A 21,535-nucleotide genomic window follows, 5' to 3' on the forward strand; every position below is an offset into this window, starting at 1 on the left:
AATATGGGACCAGATGGTTGACGGTTTTTGTTGAATTTTAGTATTGATGACCGTCTGAGGATAAAGAAAGCGGATTACAGTTCCCGACCTGGAGATGTAATCCGCTTTGTGGCTCAGAATGCGTAATGTTATCGTATTACTTTATTCTAAATTGTCTGGGCGTTTGAATTGTTGCTTTAGTCATTCACGTTACCCGTCATGTTGAAACCCTTTGCAAGGCCGCCCTCGCTAGTCTCTTTGTATAGCGATGGAATGTCGTGTCCGGTGCGCTTCATTACCTCTACGACGCGGTCGAACGAAACGCGGTGAGATCCGTCGGAGAATGCGGCATAGAGATTAGAGTCGAGTGCTCGGGTGGCAGCGAAGGCATTGCGTTCGATACATGGTATCTGCACCAATCCACAAATAGGGTCGCAAGTCATACCGAGGTGGTGTTCCAGTCCCATCTCTGCTGCATATTCTATCTGAGACGGGCTGCCACCGAACAACTGGCAGGATGCTGCTGACGCCATGGCGCATGCTACGCCCACTTCTCCTTGGCAACCAACGTCGGCTCCGGAGATGGATGCGTTTTTCTTCACTATATTTCCTACCAGTCCCGCTGTGGCAAGAGCGTGCAGGATTTGTTTGTCTGTGAATTCGTGGCTCTTTGATATATGATATAGCACCGCTGGCAGCACGCCGCATGCTCCACAGGTAGGAGCGGTGACGATTGTTCCGCCTGAAGCGTTTTCCTCACTCACTGCCAGAGCATAGGCATATACCAATCCTCTTGTCTGCAGCGACTGTTTGTAGCCAGTTGCTTTCACGTAGTATGTCGGTGCCTTGCGTGGCAGATTGAGCGGTCCGGGAAGTCTTCCTTCACGTTTAAGACCACGTTCAACCGCCTCTTTCATCTTGATCCATACCACTTCGAGATAGTCCCACAGACTGCTGTCTTCGCATAGCTGCACATATTCCCAATAATTTCTTCCCGTGCGTTCACACCATTTCATTATCTCTGTCATGGAGTTCATTTCGTAGACTTCAGGTGAGTTGAACATGTCGTCATCTCCTTTGCCTTCAGAGAGCGCACCTCCACCTATGCTGTATACCGTCCATTCGTTGATAGGCTTCTCGTCATATGTGAGCGACTTGAATTTCATTCCGTTGGGATGGAACGGAAGGAATACGTCCGGTTTCCAGATTATCCTAACGGGAGCAATGGGTTCCAGCACCTCGATGATGGCGATGTCTGTCATGTGTCCTTTGCCCGTAGCGGCAAGACTACCATAGAGAGTCACCTCGAACGAGCTTGCCCCGCGGTTGTTCTCCAGAAATATCTTTGCGGCTTTCTGTGGACCCATCGTATGACTGCTTGATGGTCCCTTGCCTATTTTGAAAAGTTCTTTAAGCGTTTTCATATCTCTATTACCTTTAAAATGCAAAATTAGCGGAAAATCATATCAATAGCAAATGCAGAGTTGACTTTTTTGCAGTTTCTCTCTCTTCCTGTTTTTATATTAAGAGCTTGTTATTACCTTTTATCCTTGATATTTACGTTCTTGATGGAAAAATGTCCTGACAAATCGTTTTATTTTTGATAAAAATACGTATATTTGCGCCTGATGACGACAAATAGGTTAATACGCGGAATGATATGGCTCAGTAGGATTGGCTGTTGCCGGGGCTTCGGAATACAGTCGCCTTGGGCTTACAGCCTCGTCAGATACGTCATAAATGAGCGTTACCCGTATTATGCCTACGAACGTCTGGCAAAGGATTTTCCTGAGGCAGATGCCGTGAGACGCAAGATTGGTGAGTTCTTTCTCCGTCTCGCCAACCATGCCCAGCCGGAGATGGTGGTGGCGGTGGGCTTTGATGATGAAGACATGAAGCATGACAAGGCTTATTTCCGTGCAGGCTGCAATTCTCTGCGTTGGACGGGCATTGGGCCGTGTGATGCGGATCCGGCGCTGGAAACGCTTGGAAATGCACCGGGGGCGCATATCTTGCATGCCAATGCCCCTGCAATAGATGCAGAATGGCTGGCGGAAGCGGTGAAGCGGTTGCGGACCGGTGATTTCGTAGTAGTGGATAGGTTGAACTACAACAAGGCGGTCTGGCAAGATGTAGTGGGGAGACTTCAGAATATAGTGTCCTTTGATATGTATTATTGCGGATTGGTATATGTCGATCCGAAACGATATAAGCAGAATTACAAGATTAACTTTTAAAAATCTCAAGACTATGGCAATAACAAAGGTTTATACAAAGACAGGCGACGAGGGCATGACGAGCTTGGTAGGAGGAGTGAGGGTGAGAAAGACAAACCCTCGTATCGAGGCATACGGCACCGTGGATGAACTCAGTGCGCAGCTCGGTCTGCTTGCTTCCTTCATGAAGGATGGCGACGACAAGAATATGGTGATCAGCATTCAGCGCACGCTGTTCACGGTATGCTCATATCTCGCTACCGATACCACTCAGACCAAGTTGGCACCTTCGTATACCATCGACCCGCAGGAGGTGACGGTGCTGGAAGAGGAAATTGACCATCTGAACGGCAGTCTGCCCCGACAGACGTCATTCATCATCCCCGGAGGCTCACATGAGGCAGCTCTCGCACATGTATGCCGCACGGTATGCCGCAGGGCGGAGAGGCGCATATTCTTCCTCGGTGAAACCACCAAGCTCGATGGAAATGTATTGCAGTATATCAACCGTCTTTCTGACTATCTCTTCATGCTCGCACGCAAATTAAACTTTAATGACGGTGTGAGAGAAAAAATATGGAAGAAAAACTTGTAGATAAGAAAAAAAACATTATTTTTGCGCTCAATTTTATAATAGGCAGCGAGCTGGCATGGTGATGCTGCCTGGTATCGCAAACTGATAATTTATATTTACTATGTATTGGACACTTGAATTAGCTTCAAAGCTCGAAGATGCGCCATGGCCTGCAACGAAGGACGAATTGATTGACTACGCAACTCGTTCCGGGGCGCCGCTTGAAGTGTTGGAGAATCTGCAGGAGATAGAGGATGAGGGTGACGTCTACGAGAGCATCGAGGATATCTGGCCCGACTATCCGACAAAAGAAGACTTCCTCTTCAACGAGGACGAATACTAATCGCTCAAAAAGCTACACAAATAGCTTAAAGCATTGAATATAAGCGGTATAGGAATTGTAAAACAACATTCCTATACCGCTTTTTCTGTTCTTTTACCGCCCAATAAACTGCTCAAATTAGTATATTTTGAAGAATTAAATGATCAATAATCGGTACTTTCCGAATTCTTTCTTCTGTGATCATTTAATTCTGATAAACTTTTCTGCTATCTTCGCGTATATAGTGCATAAATCAAATTTAGATAATTGTATATGGGAAGAATATCGCGAAGCTTGAATGTAGACTTAAAGGCACAAGGAATGTTCGGATAATAAGATCATGCCTAAGAGTATGTTGTACAACATCAATTTCTTTATTTGCCAACTCTACTTAAAATAATTAGGTCCTATTTTTTGCGATACCAATATTAATTAGTAACTTTGGCACGCTAAATTGCATTTTATGTGCAATGACGGCATGTAGCCCTACGCCGAAGTCGCTTGAAAGAGTGACGGTTGGTAGAGGGCAAACATAAGAAAAGCGTTATTGGCGCTTGGTTTTCTGGCATCTTGAAACTTCGAACACTTCATGGTCAGCTAAGAAACCTCGCAACGATGATGCCATGGGTATGTTATATACGTACCTTTCGTAGGTCAGCCTCCTAAGGGCTGACTCTATGTGAGTGTGCATATACATATCGGCGTGGGGTCTCGTTGCTCGTTTCGGCTGACGGGTAAGTTCGAAGACCTCAAGATGTGAAGCGAGCGACAAGGGGCTTCACGCTTTTTCGTGCTTACACTAAAGTACACGACCTAAACAAGAAACAGTCCGAACGGAGCCATAGGACACAAACCTTGAAGTCTGGCTCTATGGGCAACAGCATAAGACAAAGCAGCAAAGACACTACGACGTGCGAGTAAAATCGTGCAGTCGCAGAGTCTTTGCTGCTTTTTTGTTTTACACCATACAATCTGACTTAAACAAAAGACAGAATATGAAAAAGACAAACAAGGACAACATTATTGAGACTATAGAAGAGTACATTAACAGTTCGCCAATACGCCCTGTGATTATATGGTTTCGCCAACAAACTATCCGAAGAAGGAAGAGTCACAACCAGATGTCTCATTTTTTTTAGAAATAAAAGTTTATCGGATTTTAAGCAATAGAACTTGTGTTTTATGTAAAAACATAATAAAAATAATGTATTAAAAACGAATTTTATGAATAAAATTAAAATCAATCGCTTGTCCTGGAACAGGCTTGCATTGCTTCTCATCATCCTCCTGCAGCAGACTTTGGTAATGGAGGTTTGTGCAGAAGATGTTCAGAGAGTTGCCTATGCCGTTTTTAATTCTGAGAACCAGACCCTTACCTTCAGCTATGGTAGACAAAAGCCAGAGAATGCCTATGGCATGAGCGTTGTGAGAAAAGGAGATGATTATGAACGACGTCCCGAGTGGATAGGCATCGCTAAAAACGTGAAGACCGTGATGTTTGATTCCAGTTTCGCAGACTATCGCCCTCACGACTGCACGGCGTGGTTTGCTGAAATGTGGCATCTTGAAAACATTCAGGGACTCGAAAACTTCAATACCAGTCGCGTTCGTTCTATGGGCCTTATGTTTGCCGCATGCCAGAGTCTCAAGACAATCGATTTCTCCCATTTCGACACGCGCAATGTGACAGACATGTTCCGCATGTTTGAACATTGCACAAGCATCGATTCGCTCGACCTGTCCCACTTAAACACCTCTCGCGTAAAGGACATGTCCAATATGTTCTACGGTTGTAGTTCCTTGACCAAGCTCGACTTGACTCACTTCGACACGGGTAAAGTGACCGACATGTCGTGGATGTTTGCCGAATGCACAAACCTCCGCTCTCTTGACTTGACACACTTCCATACGGGCAATGTCATAGACATGAGCTTTATGTTTTCTGAATGCGACAAACTTAAGTCACTCGACCTCTCCCACTTCAATACCGCCAAGGTGAAGTACATGCAGAACATGTTCTGGAAATGTCGCTTCCTGTCCTCGGTCAACGTTTCCAACTTCAACACCGCCAGGGTGACAAACATGACGCGTATGTTTGCCAATTGCCCCAGACTCAGGACGCTCGACTTGGCAAGCTTCAACACGGCGAATGTGGAGTTCATGAACGAGATGTTCTACAAGTGTATCAGTCTTACCACCATCTTTGCCAGTAGCAAGTTCACGGTTGACAATGTTAATGATACCTATTGGTTTCTCTATGATAACGGATGGGCACAAGGAGGACTCAACTTTGAGACACGTGACTATGAGATTCAGGGATTTATCCTCAATGGACTTTTCCGCTACTGCAACCAACTGAAAGGTGCCATCAAGTGTGATGAGACGAGCCACAAGTATGGAAAGGAATATGCCAACAGTCGTGTGGGATATTTCACAAACCGTCCCTACCGTGTGCCGGCGCCGAAGTTGCTGCCCGTGACCAGTCCGATGGCCGACGAACCATTCGTGCCTGACTCCACACAAGTGCTTAAGACAGCCAAGCGTAGGTTCTATCACAACTTCAACTATCTTTATGTGGAATATCCTATGGATGCCAACGATGTGCTTCTTAAGAATATGCGTGAATGGGTCTGCCGCTATCTCGGCGGTACATTTGAGGGCGACTTCGATGATTACAAGGAGGTGGTGAATGCCTATGGACGGTGTCTGTCTCCGGGACAGGGCAACAAGGCCATCCGTATCGTCTATGAAGATGACAACATCGTGACCTACCAGTGTGTGAGGTATGAGAGTGACAGGAATACGGATGAGACCTATGGTGTCACGTTCAGAAAGAAGGATGGAAAATGCTTCTCGTCCAAAATGTTTGCAAACACCCCTGAATATGGAGATCTTCTGTTAGAGGGTCTGCGCGATATCTTCAGTGCAAGAAGCAACGATGAACTGGTGGGTAAGCTGCGCGACACGAGTAAGAAAAGCATTCCGCTCCCAAGTCGCGAGTCTTGGATTACCAGCGAGGGCGTGACCTTGCGATTCGCTCCAGGACTTTTCGATACCATGGACTACGGTTATCGTGCGACGGTGGTTATTCCATTAGACAAGATTGCCCCATTGCTCACCGACGAAGGCAAGGATTATATGAACCCAACATTAGCAAATAAATTAACAACCAATAAATAAAATGAAAGCAAAACTTCTTATGATGGCTGTGGGGGGCTGCCTTTTGGCGTCCGCCACAATACAAGCACAAACCGTGTCCAAGGCAAAGGGTGCTGCCAAGCCTCAAGCGCCCCAAAAGTCAATGATTGAAACTCTGTCTGCCGACAGTATAGAGGCGCTTGCCTATGAGGGCAATGCTGAAGCCTGCTTCGCCATGGGACAGATAGTCATGAAACAGGCTCAGAATCAGAAAAATGACGAGTTGGGTTTTAGCTTGACGCAAGAGAAGGCCTGCAAGTGGTATCGCACGGCTGCAAACTTTGGCAATGCCGAAGCTATCAAGTGGTGCTCCGACTATTATTTCCAGAAGTCTCGCGGCTATGATCCAAACCGCGACGGAATGAACGTATACGGCACAGGTTTCGAGGACTACAAAATCGAATGTCTTTATTACGCCGCCCGTTTTGGCAAGAACAAGCAGGCTATGTACGAGTATGCCAAGGTCAAGGAGTTTCACAAAGACCACATCTCGGGTAAGCCAAGAGAGTTTTTCGAGATGGTCAAGTGGTACAAGGCTGCCGCAGACTTGGGAGACTGGCGGTCTGGCTACGAATATGGAAAGTGGATGATTTCCGAAGATCCGCTTAATGCCGAGAAATACCTACTGACGGCAGCCAGCAAGGGCAATGGCGACGCTGCTTGGATCTTGTGTCAAGCTTACAAGACAGGTAAAGACCTACCGCAGAACCTGAAGATCGTGCCCAAATACTTGAAAATTGCTGCCGACAAGGGTGTTGATGACGCATGCTACTGGCTCGGTATGTATTACATGCAAGGCTATCTCGTGCCACGCAATTATCCGTTGGCTGTGAAGTACTTCAAGAAAGTGAATGGCGGTCAGTATTTTTACCGCCGCGCTCCAATGCTCTACCAATTGCGCAAGAAGGGTTACAAATAATACGGATTGCTGATAAGGTAGTCTTTAAACATTAATTTAACGCATAAATGATATGTATTCAAAAAACATTTTCTTCAAATTCACTTTCCTCTTTGCGCTGCTTGCCTTATGCCTGCATGCAGAGAAACTTCAAGCACAGAATGGGTCCGGCCACTTTAAATATGAATTAGTGGACAATGGACTTAATATTCTTGGTTCAGATATAGAAACTGGACATGTTGATATTCCCGATTCGCTTCCCTGTGAGGATGGCAAGATGTATCCGGTATTAGTCATTAGGAACATCTCGTTTAAGAATTCGGAAATCAGCTCAGTGAGACTTCCGAAACACCTCGTTGAGATACAAGGCTATGCCTTTACGGGGTGCAAGAATCTCAAGAGCATTGAGTTCCCTCCATCATTGAAAGAGATAGGACGCGAAGCGTTTTCTTACTCAGGTCTCACCCATGTCACTATTCCGAACACCATCAAAACTCTTGGTATGAATAGCTTCGGTGGCTGCGATTCGCTGAAATCCGTAGACGTGGATTGCAAGGTAGTCGGCAATGGCGCATTCATCGAGTGCAAATCATTGCGTACCATCCACTTTGGCGAACATGTTGAAACACTCGTAACGGGAGCCTTCGCCTTGTGTAGTTCATTGCAGTCGGTAGTCCTGCATGACAACATCACCGAAATTGGTGCGAACGTATTCTTGGGTTGTACCAGTCTGAAGTCTGCTGAGGTAAAAGCAGAGGACGCACTCTTCGGAGAAGATGTATTTAAGAATTGTACCAGCCTTGTCAAATTGTCGCTGCCCTCAACCGTTAGCAATCCCGCCATGTTGTGCTCCAATACAGCCTATGTGCGCAACATGTATGCCGGTGGATGGGCCATCAGCTTTGCCCATCTGAGAGCACCTCGAGGCCTTGTTAAAATTTACGTCACGCTGAACAAGGATGCCACTTATACAGCCAAGAGCTCATACTCCGCCAAGTTTAATGTGAACTACCCCAATGGCAGGAAGGGACCTGGCTCATTGGCTGTAGCCGGTGTCTTCAGTGGCACCTGGGAACTTAACTCCGATGGAACCATCAAGATGAGCAATGGCCGCAGCAAAATGACCGTAGACCGCTATATGGAAGGTTGCCGCTCTGTCCGTAGCTACGTCACCTGGGGCATTTATGGTGAAATGGAACGACAACTGCACATACCTTTTTCCCCTGAAGGAAAGAATTTTAGAAACCAAGATGGAGCCCTCATGGAGCGACAGGCTGTAAGCTACAAAGCTCAAGGAGCAAGCCGAAAAAGACTGGCAGCAAGTCGCAAGCCTGTGCGTAAGAAATAAAACCTTCTGAAAAAGCCGTGGTTGATCTTCTCCGCCTTTTACGGTCTTTCACAACAAAATGAAAAGATGTGGTTTACATCCACGATAACTGCATAAGTCCATAGTTGAAGTCAGTCCGTGATAATGGCGGCTGGCTGAGGCTGGACATAAGAAAAACGTTGTTGGCGCTTGGTCTTTTGCATCTGGTGGTTAAGAAATGCAGACCCCATGTCAAGGTACCTTGTAACAATGGGCTTCACGTTTTCTGAAGTGCACATGTTCAATATCAATCTACAAACAAAACAGTCTGAACTGAAGCCATAAGACATGTTAAAAGAAACAAATACTATGATTTCAGAGAGAAACAAAAAAACGAAAGTGACAAACGGCAGTCACTTTTTCCGTAATGCTATTGTCCTGTTGGGAACATTTTCAATGTCGCTGATGCCCGTTTATTCATGTACGTCAGAGAGTGCAGGTAGTGTAGTATCGCAACAGTCCAAGAAACCCGTAGCCAAGAAGAAACAGCCACAGCGTGCTGCGGTGAAGAAAAAGGTGACAATCAATCCAAAGAATGTCATGATGGTGAGCGGAAAGAAAGTGTATTTCACTTTCAAGAAGAACGGTATCTACTATAATTATCTTGATGCGAACAACAATATTGTCAAGACCAAACGTTGGGATTGCAGTACCGACCGTGAAGTCCTGGACATCAGATGCTATAATGGTTTGGTCTATGCCATCCTGAATGCAGATTTGGAGTCGACAAGAGTTATGAGCCTTGATTTGATAGAGCTTATCCCAGAAAGTGAGTATGCAGAAAAAGTGGCAGAAGGAAACGAGATGGAGTTTGACGATGTCAAGCATGTGGTTCGTATAAAAGCCATAACGGGTCTTGCCGGAGAGACCGAGGCTGAAGGTTTCACCTTTGACGAAACCACATATAATATGTAGTAACCTGAGCTCGGGTTAAGCGACAGTCGTTTTTCTTGCTATGCCAGATTTCCGACAGGTGCATATTACATTTGCCCTCCAAACAATATGGATGGCAAAATGCAGAATTGTAAAGTCCAAATGAAGTTTACTTTATAACAGCAAGCTGTCCGTCAACATTCTCTATGCAATAGTCAATGTTGATGGATGGCTTCTTTTCAAAGCCGACCGGCTCATAGTACATTTCCGATTGTGGTACTTACGCCCGTCCGGCTCACAAATGGACATGCGGGCAATCTCTTTATCATATTCTAGGCAAAAATCATCGATAATACAGAAAATTTCAGTAATTTTGTTCTTGGTAATCTCCATAACTATAGTATCCTTTTATTTTATAACTAATTGATTTACAACCATAAAGGTGCTAAAATTTATTGAGATTACCAACTTTTATAAGGACTTTCTTATCCCGAACTCAGGTTGATAAGTTCGGGAAGATGTCATGTCTGGCACAAATCGTTAGTTATTGGTGCGGATATGAGGATTGAAAGAGACATCCAGCATTTTTGAATATGATATGAAAATAGCGATATGGGATAATCTTTGCGGATTCCCTATATCGCTATTTGTTATGGCTCATTCATTGATAGGTTTTCATGTTCGGACTATGTGGCTGCCGTCGTGTCAGTCATCATCTCTGTCCTTGTAGTGTTTGTGGTGTTTGTGATGTTTGTCATATTTCTTATAGTGTTTGTCGTGCTTCTTGTGGTGCTTCCAGTGTTTGTCGTGCTTATAGTGCTTGCAGTGCCTGTCGTAGTAGTGCGGACGGTGGTGGCAAGGGCGGCAGTCGTGTTTAGGATATTTCACGTAGATGTTGTGTACGTATGCCCTGTCACGCCAGCTGATGGGACGGTAGAAGTAATACGACTCGCAGAACCTTCTCCATTGCTTTGGCGACATTATACGCCTTAGCTGTTTGTTGCGGTATTGCCATCCATAGCCATCGATGTCGCGATAGCTGTTTATGCCGTTGAGATATGAGAGGTTTATGCTCAGGATGCTGTTGCGGTGAGCCTTGCTCAATCCCAGTTCCACCATCATCTTGTCGGTGATGAAGCTGGCTTCAGCCTGAATGTTGGTAAGTCTCTGGGCGTTCGCGGATGTTATCATCACGATTGCCGCTACGATTGCTAATAATGTACGTTTCATAATCCAGATTTTTTTGAGGGTTATTACTTGTTTTTCTGCTGCAAAGATACGTAATCTTGCTCTCTGCCGCAAAGGGGAAACTATATGCCTGTGTATGGCTTTCCCTAAAGTGAAGGGGGAAATCCGTGTTAACCCCAAATCGGTCATTAGGCCGTTTAATGTATAATTTTAATAACCGCTTGCAGTCTTTAGCTTTTTATAAGGCGTCTTTTGCCTGTTTCTAATTCACAATAGTTTGCTGCTTTCTGTTTTTTTTATATCTTTGCCCACAGCTGTCGCATATTCTACCCCAATTCTGTCGTCAGGCGGTTGGGAGTTTATATGCATACAGAGCAAATGTTGAATTATCTAAACAACTGTGAACCATGAAAAAGTACATATTCCTATGCCTGTCTGTCCTTATGCCGCTGCTGGCGAATGCCCAGGGGATAAAGGGAGCGTGGAACGGACTGCTTGAAGCAGGTCCGTCAAAATTGACAATCGTTTTCCATATCAATGCCGACGGCACCGTTACCATGGACAGTCCGGACCAGGGGGCCACGGGACTGCCGGCAGAGGTGAAATGTCTGCAAGAAGACACCTTGTCTATCGAACTGCCCCAGCTTCGGGCGCAATATACAGGAAAGCTCAAGGGCGAGGAGATTCTTGGCACATTCTCACAGATGGGCTACTCATTCCCGTTGAACTTGAAACGCGGCGAGGTGAAGGTAAACCGTCCGCAGACTCCGCAGCCGCCTTTCGACTATACCATGCAGGAGGTGGCATTCCAGAACAAGGGCGTCGACGGCAAGACCGGTCTTCCCGCTGATGGCGGAGAAGCCTGGCTGGGCGGTACGCTTACATATCCAAAGAATTTCAAGGCAGGGATGCCCGTCGTTATCATGGTAAGCGGCAGCGGACAGCAAGACCGCGATGAGGAACTCCTTGGTCACAAGCCCTTCCTCGTGATAGCCGACTATCTCGCCCGTCGCGGCATAGCCACGCTGCGCTATGACGACCGTGGAGTGGGCAAGTCGACAGGCGATCCTACGAAGGTCACCATCCAGAGCAACATGCTCGACGCCCAGGCAGGAATAGACTATCTGAGGAGCACGAAGAAATTCGGCAAGATAGGTGTGCTCGGCCATAGCGAGGGAGGCATTATCGGCTATATGCTTGCCGCCAAAGGCAAGGCAGACTTCGTGGTGTCACTCGCCGGTCCCGTGTTGCGTGGCGACAGTGTGCTGCTGATACAAAACCGGGATCTGCTTGCCGTTTCCGGTCTCGATGAGGCAAGTATCGAAAAATACGCAACAGCATTGGGCAGAGTGTTCAGATACAAGATGTCGGGACAGCAGAGCAAGTTTGCACAAACTCCCGAAGCACTCGTTCCGATGCTGACGGCAGATATCGACCTCCTGCCCGAACTCCGTGCCAACCTCGTTGGCGTGGTGAAGCAGATAGACTCACCGTGGCTCATCTCCTATCTGAAATACGACCCGGCAGCGGATATCCGCAAAGTGGAATGTCCGGTGATGCTTCTCATTGGCGACAACGACAAGCAGGTGAACTCAACAATAAACTTCCAGGCAGCGGAGACTCTTTTCAGCAAGACCGTAAGGGCAAAGAGCCTTTTCAAGACGTATTCCAAGCTCAACCATTTCTTCCAGCCGTCAGAAAGCGGTTCTCCGCTCGACTATGCCAAGATAGAGACCACTATTTCAGAAGAAGTGCTCTCCGACATCGGCGACTGGATTTCTGAAGTCGCCAAATAGGATGCAAAGCCGTGTAGAAGTGTCCTTGTGGAGTATTTTTTAGAACCTCTATACAATAAATATTATAAAGCCTCGTTATGTAAACGTGTTTAAACGTTTATACATAACAATTACGCTTGCGCTGCTCCTTTCTGTAGGGGCAAAGGCGCAGTATGACGCATCGTTCAGCCACTACTGGGACATGGAACCTTATTTCAACCCGGCAGCGGTGGGAAAGCAGCCAAAACTCAATGTCGTGGCGGCATACGCCCTCGACATGGCAGGTTTTGAAAACAATCCCCGCACGATGTATCTCGGTGCTGATATGCCCTTCTTCCTGCTCGGCGCATATCACGGAGCCGGTGTGTCTCTCATTAACGACCAGATAGGTCTTTTCACCCACCAGCGCATAGCCCTGCAGTATGCTTATAAGCACAAGCTCTTTGGCGGCAATATAAGCGTGGGCGCACAATTCGGATTCCTCAACGAACAGTTTGATGGCTCGAAAGTGGATTTGGGCGAGTCAAACGACCCGGCATTCGCCACTTCCGACGTGAAGGGAAACGCCATGGACCTGGCGGCAGGTATCTACTACACACATGGCCGATGGTATGCCGGAGTCTCGGCGCAGCACCTCACTTCTCCGCTCGTGGAGCTCGGTGAGACCAACGAGCTGCAGATAGATCCTACATATTATTTGACGGGCGGATACAATATAAAGCTACGAAATCCGTTTGTTACAATACCTACGTCGGTGCTCGTGCGCACAGACACCAAGGCATACCGTGCCGACATATCCGCAAGGATAGTGTATACTAACGAGAAAAAACTCATGTATGCCGGAGTGTCATACAGTCCGACGAATTCCGTCACGGCGCTAATCGGAGGATCGTTCCACGGCATCAACCTGAGCTACAGCTACGAGATGTACACCTCAGCGATAAGCTTGGGCAACGGCAGCCATGAACTGATGGTCAGTTATCAGACCGACCTCAACCTCTTCAAGAAAGGCAAGAACAAGCACAAGAGCGTGAGAATCCTGTGATGCGAAACGGCCGGCAAAACGCTGGCGGCAATAAGAGGGGACGCTCTTGCTGAATAGATACATATAATAAAGAATATAGGAAAAAGAAATATGAAAATGAAGAATAGCATTGTGATCGCAGCCCTGATCTGCGTGGCAACCCTGTTTACGGGCTGCTTCGGCGGAAAGATGGCCACAACCGGCAGGGGAGGCGAGCTGACAGGAACAGGAGGCGGCAGAGGCTTCTCCGAGCCGACGCCGTTCGGAATGACCCTTGTGAAGAAAGGCTTCCTGAAGATGGGACTCGAGAGGCAGGACAGCCTCTGGGGAAAGCAGACCCCTGTGAAGGAAATATCAGTGGACGGATTCTGGATGGACGACACGGAGATAACCAATTCCGAGTATCGACAGTTTGTATACTGGGTGCGCGACTCAATCCTCAGAACACGTCTCGCCGACCCTTCATACGGCGGCGACGAGTCGTATATGATTACCGAAGACAAAAACGGTGACCCCGTGACCCCACACCTCAACTGGAAGAAGGCTCTTCCGCGCAAGCCGAACGAAGACGAGCAGCGTGCCATAGAGAGCCTTTATGTCACCAATCCCGTGACCGGTGAGAAGATGCTCGACGCCAGCCAGATGAACTACCGCTACGAGATTTACGACTACGTTACGGCGGCAAAGCGCCGTAACCGTCTGAATCCATCAGAGCGCAATCTCAACACCGACGTCCAGGTGAACCCGGACGAGGTGGTGATGATTTCAAAGGATACGGCATATATCGACGATGAGGGAAGGATAGTGAGACAGACCATCAACAGACAGCTCACCGGTCCGTGGGACTTCCTCAACACTTACATCGTGAACGTATATCCCGACACTACATGCTGGGTGAACGATTTCCAGAACTCAGACAACGAGACATACATGCGCCTCTATTTCAGCAGTCCTACCTACAACGAATATCCTGTGGTGGGAGTGACCTGGGAGCAGGCAAACGCCTTCTGTGCATGGCGTACCGACTATCTGCTCAAAGGACTCGGAGGCGTGGCGAAATACATCCAGCGCTACCGTCTGCCTACAGAGGCAGAATGGGAGTATGCGGCGCGCGGAAAAGACGGAAACGAATTCCCATGGGAGAACCGCGACGTGAAGAACGACCGCGGATGCTTCTATGCCAACTTCAAACCAGACCGCGGCAACTACACCCAGGACGGCAACCTGATAACGAGCCGCGTGGGGATATACTCCGCCAATTCAAACGGACTGTATGACATGGCGGGAAATGTGGCAGAATGGACAAGCACGATATATACCGAAGCCGGAGTGACCGCCATGAACGACCTCAATCCGCAGCTTTCCTACAATGCGGCGATAGAAGATCCGTACAAGATGAAGAAGAAGAGCGTGAGAGGCGGTTCGTGGAAAGACCCTGAGTCGTATATCCGTTCGGCATGGCGCACATGGGAATACCAGAACCAGCCAAGAAGCTATATCGGTTTCCGTTGCGTGAGAAGTCTGGCAAGTACAACAAGTTCTAAACAAAAAGGGAGTAAGAAGAAAAAATGACAGTATACAGCAATTTTAACGTGATATACCGCTTGCAGAAGTGGTTGGATAGCGTACCGGGACAGACGTTCATGAACTACGCTTACAGTTGGGGTGCGTCTATCGTTATCCTCGGTACTCTGTTCAAACTCACCCACCTGCCGGGAGCAAACTTCATGCTTTTCCTCGGAATGGGAACAGAGGTTATAGTGTTCTTCATCTCAGCCTTCGACCGTCCGTTCGACAAGACTGCCGACGGTAAGGACCTGCCGACACACGTCACCAAAGAAGAGATAGAAGAAGAGTATAAGGAGGATATGGAAGCCCGCGAGGCAGCAGAGAATGCCGACTCACAACCATTCTCAACACAACCGGCAATGGTACAGCCTGCTGCCATGGCAGGCGTGAACGGCGGCGGAACGATAATCATCGGCGGCGGAATGCCAGCCGGAGCAGGCGGCGGAATGCCAGCCGGAGCAGCTGCAGCGCAGCCAACGCCATCATCGGAAGCCGACGGCGAGGGACAGGATGCGGCGACAGTTGCCGGAGCAGCTGCAATGGCAGCATCGCAGACTGTGAACATGCAGCAGTGGGTGGCACAGCAGGCACAAGTGTCTCCGGAAATGGCAGAGGCAACGACAAACTATGTGGAGTCGCTCAACAACCTCACCGAAATCATACAGAAGGTGTCGGAGCAGAGCATGCACCTCACCCGCGATTCAGAGGAGATGGAAAACCTCAACCGCACGCTCACCGGAATCTGCAAGATATACGAGATGCAGCTTAAGGCAGCAAGCGCCCAAATCGGTACGGGTGACCAGATTAACGACAAGCTGCAGAAGATGGCACAGCAGATAGAACAGCTCAACGCCATCTATGCCCGCATGATAGAGGCAATGACCGTCAACATGCGTGTCGCAGCCCCCGGCACCCCACAGCAATAAAGACAAATCCTTGATTATTAAACAGCATAAAAGTGGCAATAAAGAAAAGACCAATATCTCCTCGCCAGAAGATGATCAACCTCATGTATGTCGTCTTGATGGCAATGCTCGCGATGAACGTCTCGACACAGGTGCTCGACGGTTTCTCCATCGTGGAGGAGAGCCTGCAGCGCTCAACCGACAACTCGGCGAAGGAGAACCAAAGCATCTACGGCAATTTTGCCGAGCAGATGAAGAGCAACCCTGAGAAGGTGCGTGAGTGGTTTGAAAAGGCCACGGCAGTGAAGCGCATGAGCGACTCTCTGTATAACTTCGCTCAGGAACTGAAGGTGGAGATCGTGCGCGAGGCAGACGGTGCAGACGGTGACATCCTTAACATAGAAAGAAAGGACGACCTCGAGGCTGCCAGTCATGTGATGCTCGCTCCCGGTACGGGAAAAGGCAAGAAACTCTTCGATGCCATCAACTCCTTCCGTGAACGCATCCTGAAGATGGTGCCAGATGCCTCACAGCATAAGATCATCGCCGGCAACCTGTCGACCACACTCCCCAAGAATGCCAAGACAATGGGCAAGAACTGGCAGGAGTATATGTTTGAAGAAATGCCGGTGGCTGCTGCCGTAACGCTTCTCACCAAACTGCAGAACGACGTGCGTTATGCCGAAGGTGAAGTGTTGCACACTCTCGTGGCAAACATTGACATGAAGGATATCAGAGTGAACAAACTCAGTGCATTCGTAATTCCCAACGCACAGACCATCGTGCGTGGCGATAAGTTCTCTGCCCAAATAGTGATGGCTGCCGTAGACACCACACAGCAACCGAAGATCTACATCGGCGGACGACAGATGAACCTGCGCAACAACACTTATGAGATAGTGACAGGACGGACTGGCGAGTTCAATCTCGCCGGATACATCACGATGCAGAACGGACAGGGCGACGTGATTCGTCGTGACTTCACACAGAAGTATACTGTAGTGGATCCGAGCGCCACGGTGTCTGCCGACCTCATGAACGTGCTCTATGCCGGATATACAAACCCTATAAGCATAAGCATCCCAGGAGTGCCTCTCAACAAAGTGACGGCATCAATGAGCGGCGGTACGCTGCAGCCGGTAGNGGCGGTACGCTGCAGCCGGTAGGACCGGGCAAGTATATCGCCCGTCCTGCAGCAGTAGGCAAGGACGTCACCATCACAGTGATGTCGACCACCACCGGTCATCCGCGCCAGATGGGACAGTTCACGTTCCACGTGCGCAAACTGCCGGATCCGACGGCATATCTCACCATCGGCACCAACCGCTATCGTGGCGGCGGACTCGCCAAGGCATCGCTTATGGGTTCTCACGAAGTGAAGGCTGCAATCGACGACGGACTCCTCGATATTCAGTTCAAGGTGCTCAGCTTCGAGACAGTATTCTTCGACAATATGGGAAATGCCGTTCCTATGGCTTCCGCCGGAGCTTCATTCTCGGAACGCCAGAAGAATGCCTTCCGCGGACTCTCCCGCAACCGCCGCTTCTATATCAGCCGTGTCACTGCAGTAGGTCCTGACGGCATCAAGCGAACGTTGCCTTCGTCGATGGAGGTCATCGTGAAATAACAATATGAGAAAAACTATATACGATATATGAAGAAGATATTTCTAATAATATTCGCAGCTTGCCTCACCGGAATGGCGAACGCACAGCCTGCCGCACGCCGCAAACAGCAGCAACAGACCACCTCAAACGCCCAGAACATCACGACGAGGGCTCAGATATCCTTCCCCGTCGCTGCCACTATGGACGAGGACGTGGTTTGGCGCCGCGACATCTATCGCATCATCGACCTCAACGAAGATGCCAATGCCGGACTCTACTATCCTGTTGAGGCAGTGGGTTCACAGATGAACCTCTTCACCTATATGTTCAAGCTCATGATGCGCCAGCGCATCAATGCCTACGAATACAGACTCGACGGCAACGAGGTGTTCAACGACGCATCGAAGATAAAGCCATTGGCATTTCTCGACAATTATCATATATATTATGAAAAGAAGGGCAACGGCATCAACATCGACAACAGCGACATACCGTCGAAGGAAGTGAAGTCGTATTACATAAAGGAGAGTGCCTACTACGACCAGCGTTCAGCCACCTTCCACACCAAGGTGATAGCGCTCTGTCCTATCATGTCGAGAGAAGACGACTTCGGCGATGCTCCTCAGACCTATCCACTCTTCTGGGTGAAGTATGACGACATCGCCCCATATCTGAGCAAGCAGATAATAATGACGAGCGACTTGAACAATGCCGCCACGATGACTCTTGATGATTATTTCACCAAGAACATGTATCGCGGCAAGATATACAAGACCACCAATATGCTCGGCAAGACGCTCGCACAGTATTGCAAGTCAGACTCTGCCATGACCAGGGAGCAGAAACGTATAGAGGGAGAGCTCATCGCCTTTGAGAAGAATATCTGGGGCGACCAGCAGCTCAAGGATTCTCTCGACAGCATCGCCAAGGCTCAGCAGACCGTGAAGGGAAAGAAGGTGCGCAAGAAGAACCGTCGTGCCGGTGGATCGGCTACGGAAGACAAACAGACCACTGTAAAGAAGAAATCACGTAGCAGCTCTTCTTCATCCTCTGGCGGAGGCTCATCGTCAGCAAGGGTGTCGGTGCGCCGTCAGCGCCACTAAGAAACATATATACAAGGGGACAAGCGAGAAGCCGTCAGGGTGAGACTTGCTTGTCCTTTCTGCTTATAAAATACCAAAATCCAAGCAAGCGCTAATGGCCGATTGGGGGATAAGATGAACTGGTGTTTTTATTATTCAGACATTAGTTTTATTATAACAACTATATTAACCATAAAACAAAATTAAGCTTATGAAAAAGATTTTCGCTCTTGCCCTCGTGGCATTAGGTATGATGACTGCAAATCCGGCTCAGGCTCAGATCAAGTTCGGTCTCAAGGGTGGTCTCAACATCACTGATATGTCTATGGACAGCAAGGTGCTCGATGCCTCTAACCGCACAGGATTCTTCATCGGTCCGTCTGTAAAGTTCACTCTTCCTGTAGTGGGTTTGGGAATCGACGCTTCTGCTCTCTACGACCAGCGTGAGGCAAAACTGAAGGGAGAGGTAAGCGGATATGAGGCAGATCTCAACACCAAGGTTAAGCAGCAGGCTATCAACATCCCTGTGAACCTTCGCTATACCTTTGGTCTTGGCGACATCGCCGGAGTTTATCTTGCTGCCGGTCCACAGTTCGGTTTCAACGTCGGTGACAAGAACTTCAACATGCTGAAGGCTGCCAACTATAAGTTGAAGTCAACGAACTTCAGCGTTAACGTTGGTGCCGGCGTTACTCTCATCAATCATCTGGAGATTGGTTTCAACTACAACATCGCTTGTGGCAAGACCGGTGAGGTGACAGGAAAGAGCGTTGCTACAGAGACTATCAAGAATCTGATCGACAGCGAAGGCAAGTCTAACGCTTGGCAGATTTCAGCAGCATATTATTTCTGATAAGTGCTGAACGGTTAATTCCCCATTGCCTTATGGGTAAGGGATAAAAAAAGAAGGTCGGTGGACATGATGTTCCTCCGGCCTTTTTTGGATTATCCTTTGTCATCTCATCATTATCACCCTTTTGATGATAAGTCTTTTGTATTCCCGTTTCATGTCGTTTGGCAGGAAAGAGTTGTCTATGAGGTCGATCCATTTTGATATTGCCTTGCCGAACTTGTTAGCCATGTTCTGTATCACCTTCTCGTTAAGTCCCGATGCAGTCATTGCCTTCTCGAAGTCAGACCTCTTTATCTTCCTTTTCTTTCCGTTCAGTGTCAACGCCAGCTCTTCCGTGTCCTGTGGCATCACTATCAGAGTAGACAACAGGTCGTAGGCAGGAGTGAGACAGAATCCCAGAGGGGTCTTGTATAGCGAGAAATTCTTCAGATGCATATCGGAGTTTCCCGTTATCCATGAGAAGACCACCACCTCCCAGAAATTCACAAGATCGAGCTGTGGCACCGCCGAATACTTCTTTATCAGCTTCGCAATCTGCTCATACGACCCCTTGTATTTGTATTCCGTCAGTCGCTCCGACAACTGGCACATGTCTTCCATTGCCGTTTTGCTGCCGTCGGGTTGGCGGTCAATCCTCCGCGTTATGTAACACAGTTCACCGTCGTCGAATCTTATCAGTCCGTGAGGCACTACTGCGATTTTCGCTGCCTCTGCCATATGCATGGTCAGGTCTTCCAGTTCAGGCAGCGAACGGTAGGTATCGGTCTGGGGCTTCAGTATGAAGCGTCCCCACAGACCTACGATGGTGAAGCGGTCAGGTTCGTTCTTCTGGCCATGGTTCACGTCGAGCGACAGTTTCGCCTGCACTCCGGTCAGCGTGGTCTGTGCTCTCACCACTCTCTTTGCCAGTTCTCCAATCTGGCTCCTGTTGTATGGCAGCACCGGTGCCGTCTTCACCCCATACAGTTTTTTTGCGCATGAGGGATGATAGTCAGTCTGTCCCTCTTTCAGCTCTTTGTAGCAATATAGACATTTTGCCATCCTTATTCCCTTTCTTCTTCAATAGGTACCACACTCACTGCTCCGATGCAGTCTTTGCAGCATGCCATGAGCAGCGACATCCTGTCGCGCTGGTTTATCTTCCAACTCTTTTCCGCTATGTCGAGCAGCCACCCCTCAGGAATCAGTCCGTCGAAAAACGGAAACAACACCGTGTCGTGGTATTCCTTGTTTGTCAGCGGCATAGTGAGACTTATCGCTTCCGCATTGTCAGAATCGAGATAAGCGCTGTCGTATCTGAAAGTGAATCCCGTCTCGTCTTCCGTCAGCGTGCCGGCAAGACGGTCATGCATATATACTTTTCCTGTTTTCATGCTTTATCCTCCTCATTTCCTATTCTGACCGCTCCCACCTGTCTGCCGAACAGGGCAAGCACCTGGTTCACCTTGTCCAGACGGAGCGTTGTCTTTCCCTGTTCCAGTTCGCGCACGAATCTCAGTCCAACACCCGATTTCTCTGCAAGGTCAACCTGTGTCAGTCCGAACTGCTTTCGCATTTCCTTTACAAATCCCGATAAACTGTTCTCCATATAATTATACCCTTTAGGGTGCAAATATAGTAATTATTATATTTATTTACACCCTTTCGGGTATAAAATTAATATTCAAGATTTATATTACACCCTTTCGGGTATAAATGAAGCCGCTCTTCTATTGTGATTCCCTATTATTCCAGGTGGGTTTTAACCTATGGAATGTCCCATAATATAGTTTGGGAAGAGAGTATTTAAGCTAACCTCACCCCAAAGGGACTACTTGCTGTTTGGGGATAAACGTACTACTTGCAGATTGGAGTTAAATGGTCTATTGGCTGAACGGAATCAAAAAAATGAGGGTATGTCAAAAACGACACACCCTCATCAATATTACAGGTTATTAAGATTTAGTAGTTTGTGTTCTGCGGGTCGAAGTTAGTCCAGTTTGCAGTCCAGTCGATTCCTCCGAATGCTCCCACGTATGCCACTTTCTCGAATCCTGCGAGCAGAGCGTCTGTGAATGAAGCTCCAGTGAGCAGCGGACTGACTTACCCTAAAAAAACTTGACACTT

The 21,535-nt window shown here is 48.2% G+C and carries 18 protein-coding genes and 2 pseudogenes; 14 read left to right on the top strand and 6 right to left on the bottom strand.

Annotation, left to right across the window (positions count from 1 at the left end):
* Positions 1-176: 176 nt before the first annotated feature.
* Entirely contained in the window at positions 177-1,403 is a 1,227-nt protein-coding gene (locus tag QVO99_RS03255; protein WP_022316161.1) for an L-serine ammonia-lyase, read from the bottom strand.
* 231 nt (positions 1,404-1,634) lie between these two features.
* On the opposite strand from QVO99_RS03255, the gene QVO99_RS03260 reads away from it, so the two are divergent.
* The 7 genes from QVO99_RS03260 (at position 1,635) to QVO99_RS03290 (ending at position 9,468) form a co-directional block, all read left to right on the top strand.
* Positions 1,635-2,216, top strand: a complete 582-nt coding sequence (locus tag QVO99_RS03260; protein WP_288176915.1) for a hypothetical protein — start codon at positions 1,635-1,637, stop codon at positions 2,214-2,216.
* Between the two features lie 13 nt (positions 2,217-2,229).
* The gene (locus tag QVO99_RS03265) at positions 2,230-2,790 is read left to right on the top strand and encodes a cob(I)yrinic acid a,c-diamide adenosyltransferase (protein ID WP_022316163.1); all 561 of its coding nucleotides are present in this window, start codon (positions 2,230-2,232) and stop codon (positions 2,788-2,790) included.
* A gap of 100 nt (positions 2,791-2,890) precedes the next feature.
* Positions 2,891-3,112: a DUF2795 domain-containing protein gene (locus QVO99_RS03270; RefSeq protein ID WP_004342485.1), complete on the top strand. Its 222-nt coding sequence runs from the start codon at positions 2,891-2,893 to the stop codon at positions 3,110-3,112.
* Positions 3,113-4,315: 1,203 nt separating this feature from the next.
* Positions 4,316-6,271 carry a BspA family leucine-rich repeat surface protein gene (locus QVO99_RS03275; protein ID WP_022316165.1) on the top strand — a complete coding sequence of 652 codons (1,956 nt, stop codon included), beginning with the start codon at positions 4,316-4,318 and terminating at the stop codon, positions 6,269-6,271.
* Between the two features lies 1 nt (position 6,272).
* Positions 6,273-7,208, top strand: a complete 936-nt coding sequence (locus QVO99_RS03280) for a tetratricopeptide repeat protein (RefSeq protein ID WP_022316166.1) — start codon at positions 6,273-6,275, stop codon at positions 7,206-7,208.
* 256 nt (positions 7,209-7,464) lie between these two features.
* The gene (locus QVO99_RS03285) at positions 7,465-8,535 is read left to right on the top strand and encodes a leucine-rich repeat domain-containing protein (protein ID WP_288176922.1); all 1,071 of its coding nucleotides are present in this window, start codon (positions 7,465-7,467) and stop codon (positions 8,533-8,535) included.
* A 399-nt stretch (positions 8,536-8,934) separates the two neighbouring features.
* Complete coding sequence (locus QVO99_RS03290) at positions 8,935-9,468, top strand: hypothetical protein (RefSeq protein WP_288176919.1); 534 nt, start codon at positions 8,935-8,937, stop codon at positions 9,466-9,468.
* A gap of 198 nt (positions 9,469-9,666) precedes the next feature.
* On the opposite strand, the pseudogene QVO99_RS11135 reads toward QVO99_RS03290, so the two are convergent.
* A pseudogene (locus QVO99_RS11135) lies at positions 9,667-9,819 on the bottom strand (IS982 family transposase); the annotation flags it as partial.
* 312 nt (positions 9,820-10,131) lie between these two features.
* Positions 10,132-10,656 carry a hypothetical protein gene (locus tag QVO99_RS03295; RefSeq protein WP_022316170.1) on the bottom strand — a complete coding sequence of 175 codons (525 nt, stop codon included), beginning with the start codon at positions 10,654-10,656 and terminating at the stop codon, positions 10,132-10,134.
* Positions 10,657-11,021: 365 nt separating this feature from the next.
* Between QVO99_RS03295 and QVO99_RS03300 the strand changes: the two genes are divergently transcribed.
* The 7 genes and pseudogenes from QVO99_RS03300 (at position 11,022) to QVO99_RS03330 (ending at position 19,429) form a co-directional block, all read left to right on the top strand.
* Complete coding sequence (locus tag QVO99_RS03300) at positions 11,022-12,410, top strand: alpha/beta hydrolase family protein (RefSeq protein WP_022316171.1); 1,389 nt, start codon at positions 11,022-11,024, stop codon at positions 12,408-12,410.
* Positions 12,411-12,495: 85 nt separating this feature from the next.
* The gene (locus QVO99_RS03305) at positions 12,496-13,434 is read left to right on the top strand and encodes a PorP/SprF family type IX secretion system membrane protein (protein ID WP_022316172.1); all 939 of its coding nucleotides are present in this window, start codon (positions 12,496-12,498) and stop codon (positions 13,432-13,434) included.
* A gap of 90 nt (positions 13,435-13,524) precedes the next feature.
* Positions 13,525-14,985 carry an SUMF1/EgtB/PvdO family nonheme iron enzyme gene (locus tag QVO99_RS03310; protein WP_042519491.1) on the top strand — a complete coding sequence of 487 codons (1,461 nt, stop codon included), beginning with the start codon at positions 13,525-13,527 and terminating at the stop codon, positions 14,983-14,985.
* Positions 14,982-15,908: a T9SS inner membrane protein PorL/GldL gene (gene gldL / locus QVO99_RS03315; protein WP_022316174.1), complete on the top strand. Its 927-nt coding sequence runs from the start codon at positions 14,982-14,984 to the stop codon at positions 15,906-15,908. Before QVO99_RS03310 ends, gldL begins: the two co-directional genes overlap by 4 nt.
* Before the next feature lie 32 nt (positions 15,909-15,940).
* Positions 15,941-17,514, top strand: a pseudogene (gene gldM / locus QVO99_RS03320) (gliding motility protein GldM).
* 27 nt (positions 17,515-17,541) lie between these two features.
* Positions 17,542-18,597 (top strand): type IX secretion system protein PorN/GldN, encoded by a 1,056-nt coding sequence (gene gldN / locus QVO99_RS03325; protein ID WP_022316177.1) that lies wholly within the window; start codon positions 17,542-17,544, stop codon positions 18,595-18,597.
* Between the two features lie 190 nt (positions 18,598-18,787).
* A complete protein-coding gene (locus tag QVO99_RS03330) occupies positions 18,788-19,429 on the top strand; it encodes a porin family protein (RefSeq protein WP_022316178.1) in 642 nt (213 codons plus the stop codon).
* Positions 19,430-19,531: 102 nt separating this feature from the next.
* On the opposite strand, the gene QVO99_RS03335 is transcribed toward QVO99_RS03330, so the two are convergent.
* The 3 genes from QVO99_RS03335 to QVO99_RS03345 are packed head-to-tail and all read right to left on the bottom strand — an operon-like array spanning position 19,532 to position 21,017.
* Positions 19,532-20,470 carry a HipA domain-containing protein gene (locus QVO99_RS03335; RefSeq protein ID WP_022316179.1) on the bottom strand — a complete coding sequence of 313 codons (939 nt, stop codon included), beginning with the start codon at positions 20,468-20,470 and terminating at the stop codon, positions 19,532-19,534.
* A 2-nt stretch (positions 20,471-20,472) separates the two neighbouring features.
* Positions 20,473-20,802, bottom strand: a complete 330-nt coding sequence (locus tag QVO99_RS03340) for a HipA N-terminal domain-containing protein (RefSeq protein ID WP_042519485.1) — start codon at positions 20,800-20,802, stop codon at positions 20,473-20,475.
* Positions 20,799-21,017 (bottom strand): helix-turn-helix transcriptional regulator, encoded by a 219-nt coding sequence (locus QVO99_RS03345; protein WP_022316181.1) that lies wholly within the window; start codon positions 21,015-21,017, stop codon positions 20,799-20,801. Before QVO99_RS03345 ends, QVO99_RS03340 begins: the two co-directional genes overlap by 4 nt.
* Between the last annotated feature and the right edge of the window lie 518 nt (positions 21,018-21,535).

Origin of the sequence: Prevotella sp. CAG:592, from assembly GCF_000436015.1 — a bacterium.
Classification (GTDB): domain Bacteria; phylum Bacteroidota; class Bacteroidia; order Bacteroidales; family Bacteroidaceae; genus Prevotella; species Prevotella pectinovora.

Coding starts and splice junctions, on each gene's coding strand:
- QVO99_RS03255 (WP_022316161.1), bottom strand. CDS start 1,403: ATGAAAACGCTTAAAGAACTTTTCAAAATAGGCAAGGGACCATCAAGC.
- QVO99_RS03260 (WP_288176915.1), top strand. CDS start 1,635: ATGATATGGCTCAGTAGGATTGGCTGTTGCCGGGGCTTCGGAATACAG.
- QVO99_RS03265 (WP_022316163.1), top strand. CDS start 2,230: ATGGCAATAACAAAGGTTTATACAAAGACAGGCGACGAGGGCATGACG.
- QVO99_RS03270 (WP_004342485.1), top strand. CDS start 2,891: ATGTATTGGACACTTGAATTAGCTTCAAAGCTCGAAGATGCGCCATGG.
- QVO99_RS03275 (WP_022316165.1), top strand. CDS start 4,316: ATGAATAAAATTAAAATCAATCGCTTGTCCTGGAACAGGCTTGCATTG.
- QVO99_RS03280 (WP_022316166.1), top strand. CDS start 6,273: ATGAAAGCAAAACTTCTTATGATGGCTGTGGGGGGCTGCCTTTTGGCG.
- QVO99_RS03285 (WP_288176922.1), top strand. CDS start 7,465: ATGTATCCGGTATTAGTCATTAGGAACATCTCGTTTAAGAATTCGGAA.
- QVO99_RS03295 (WP_022316170.1), bottom strand. CDS start 10,656: ATGAAACGTACATTATTAGCAATCGTAGCGGCAATCGTGATGATAACA.
- QVO99_RS03300 (WP_022316171.1), top strand. CDS start 11,022: ATGAAAAAGTACATATTCCTATGCCTGTCTGTCCTTATGCCGCTGCTG.
- QVO99_RS03310 (WP_042519491.1), top strand. CDS start 13,525: ATGAAAATGAAGAATAGCATTGTGATCGCAGCCCTGATCTGCGTGGCA.
- gldL (WP_022316174.1), top strand. CDS start 14,982: ATGACAGTATACAGCAATTTTAACGTGATATACCGCTTGCAGAAGTGG.
- gldN (WP_022316177.1), top strand. CDS start 17,542: ATGAAGAAGATATTTCTAATAATATTCGCAGCTTGCCTCACCGGAATG.
- QVO99_RS03330 (WP_022316178.1), top strand. CDS start 18,788: ATGAAAAAGATTTTCGCTCTTGCCCTCGTGGCATTAGGTATGATGACT.
- QVO99_RS03335 (WP_022316179.1), bottom strand. CDS start 20,470: ATGGCAAAATGTCTATATTGCTACAAAGAGCTGAAAGAGGGACAGACT.
- QVO99_RS03340 (WP_042519485.1), bottom strand. CDS start 20,802: ATGAAAACAGGAAAAGTATATATGCATGACCGTCTTGCCGGCACGCTG.
- QVO99_RS03345 (WP_022316181.1), bottom strand. CDS start 21,017: ATGGAGAACAGTTTATCGGGATTTGTAAAGGAAATGCGAAAGCAGTTC.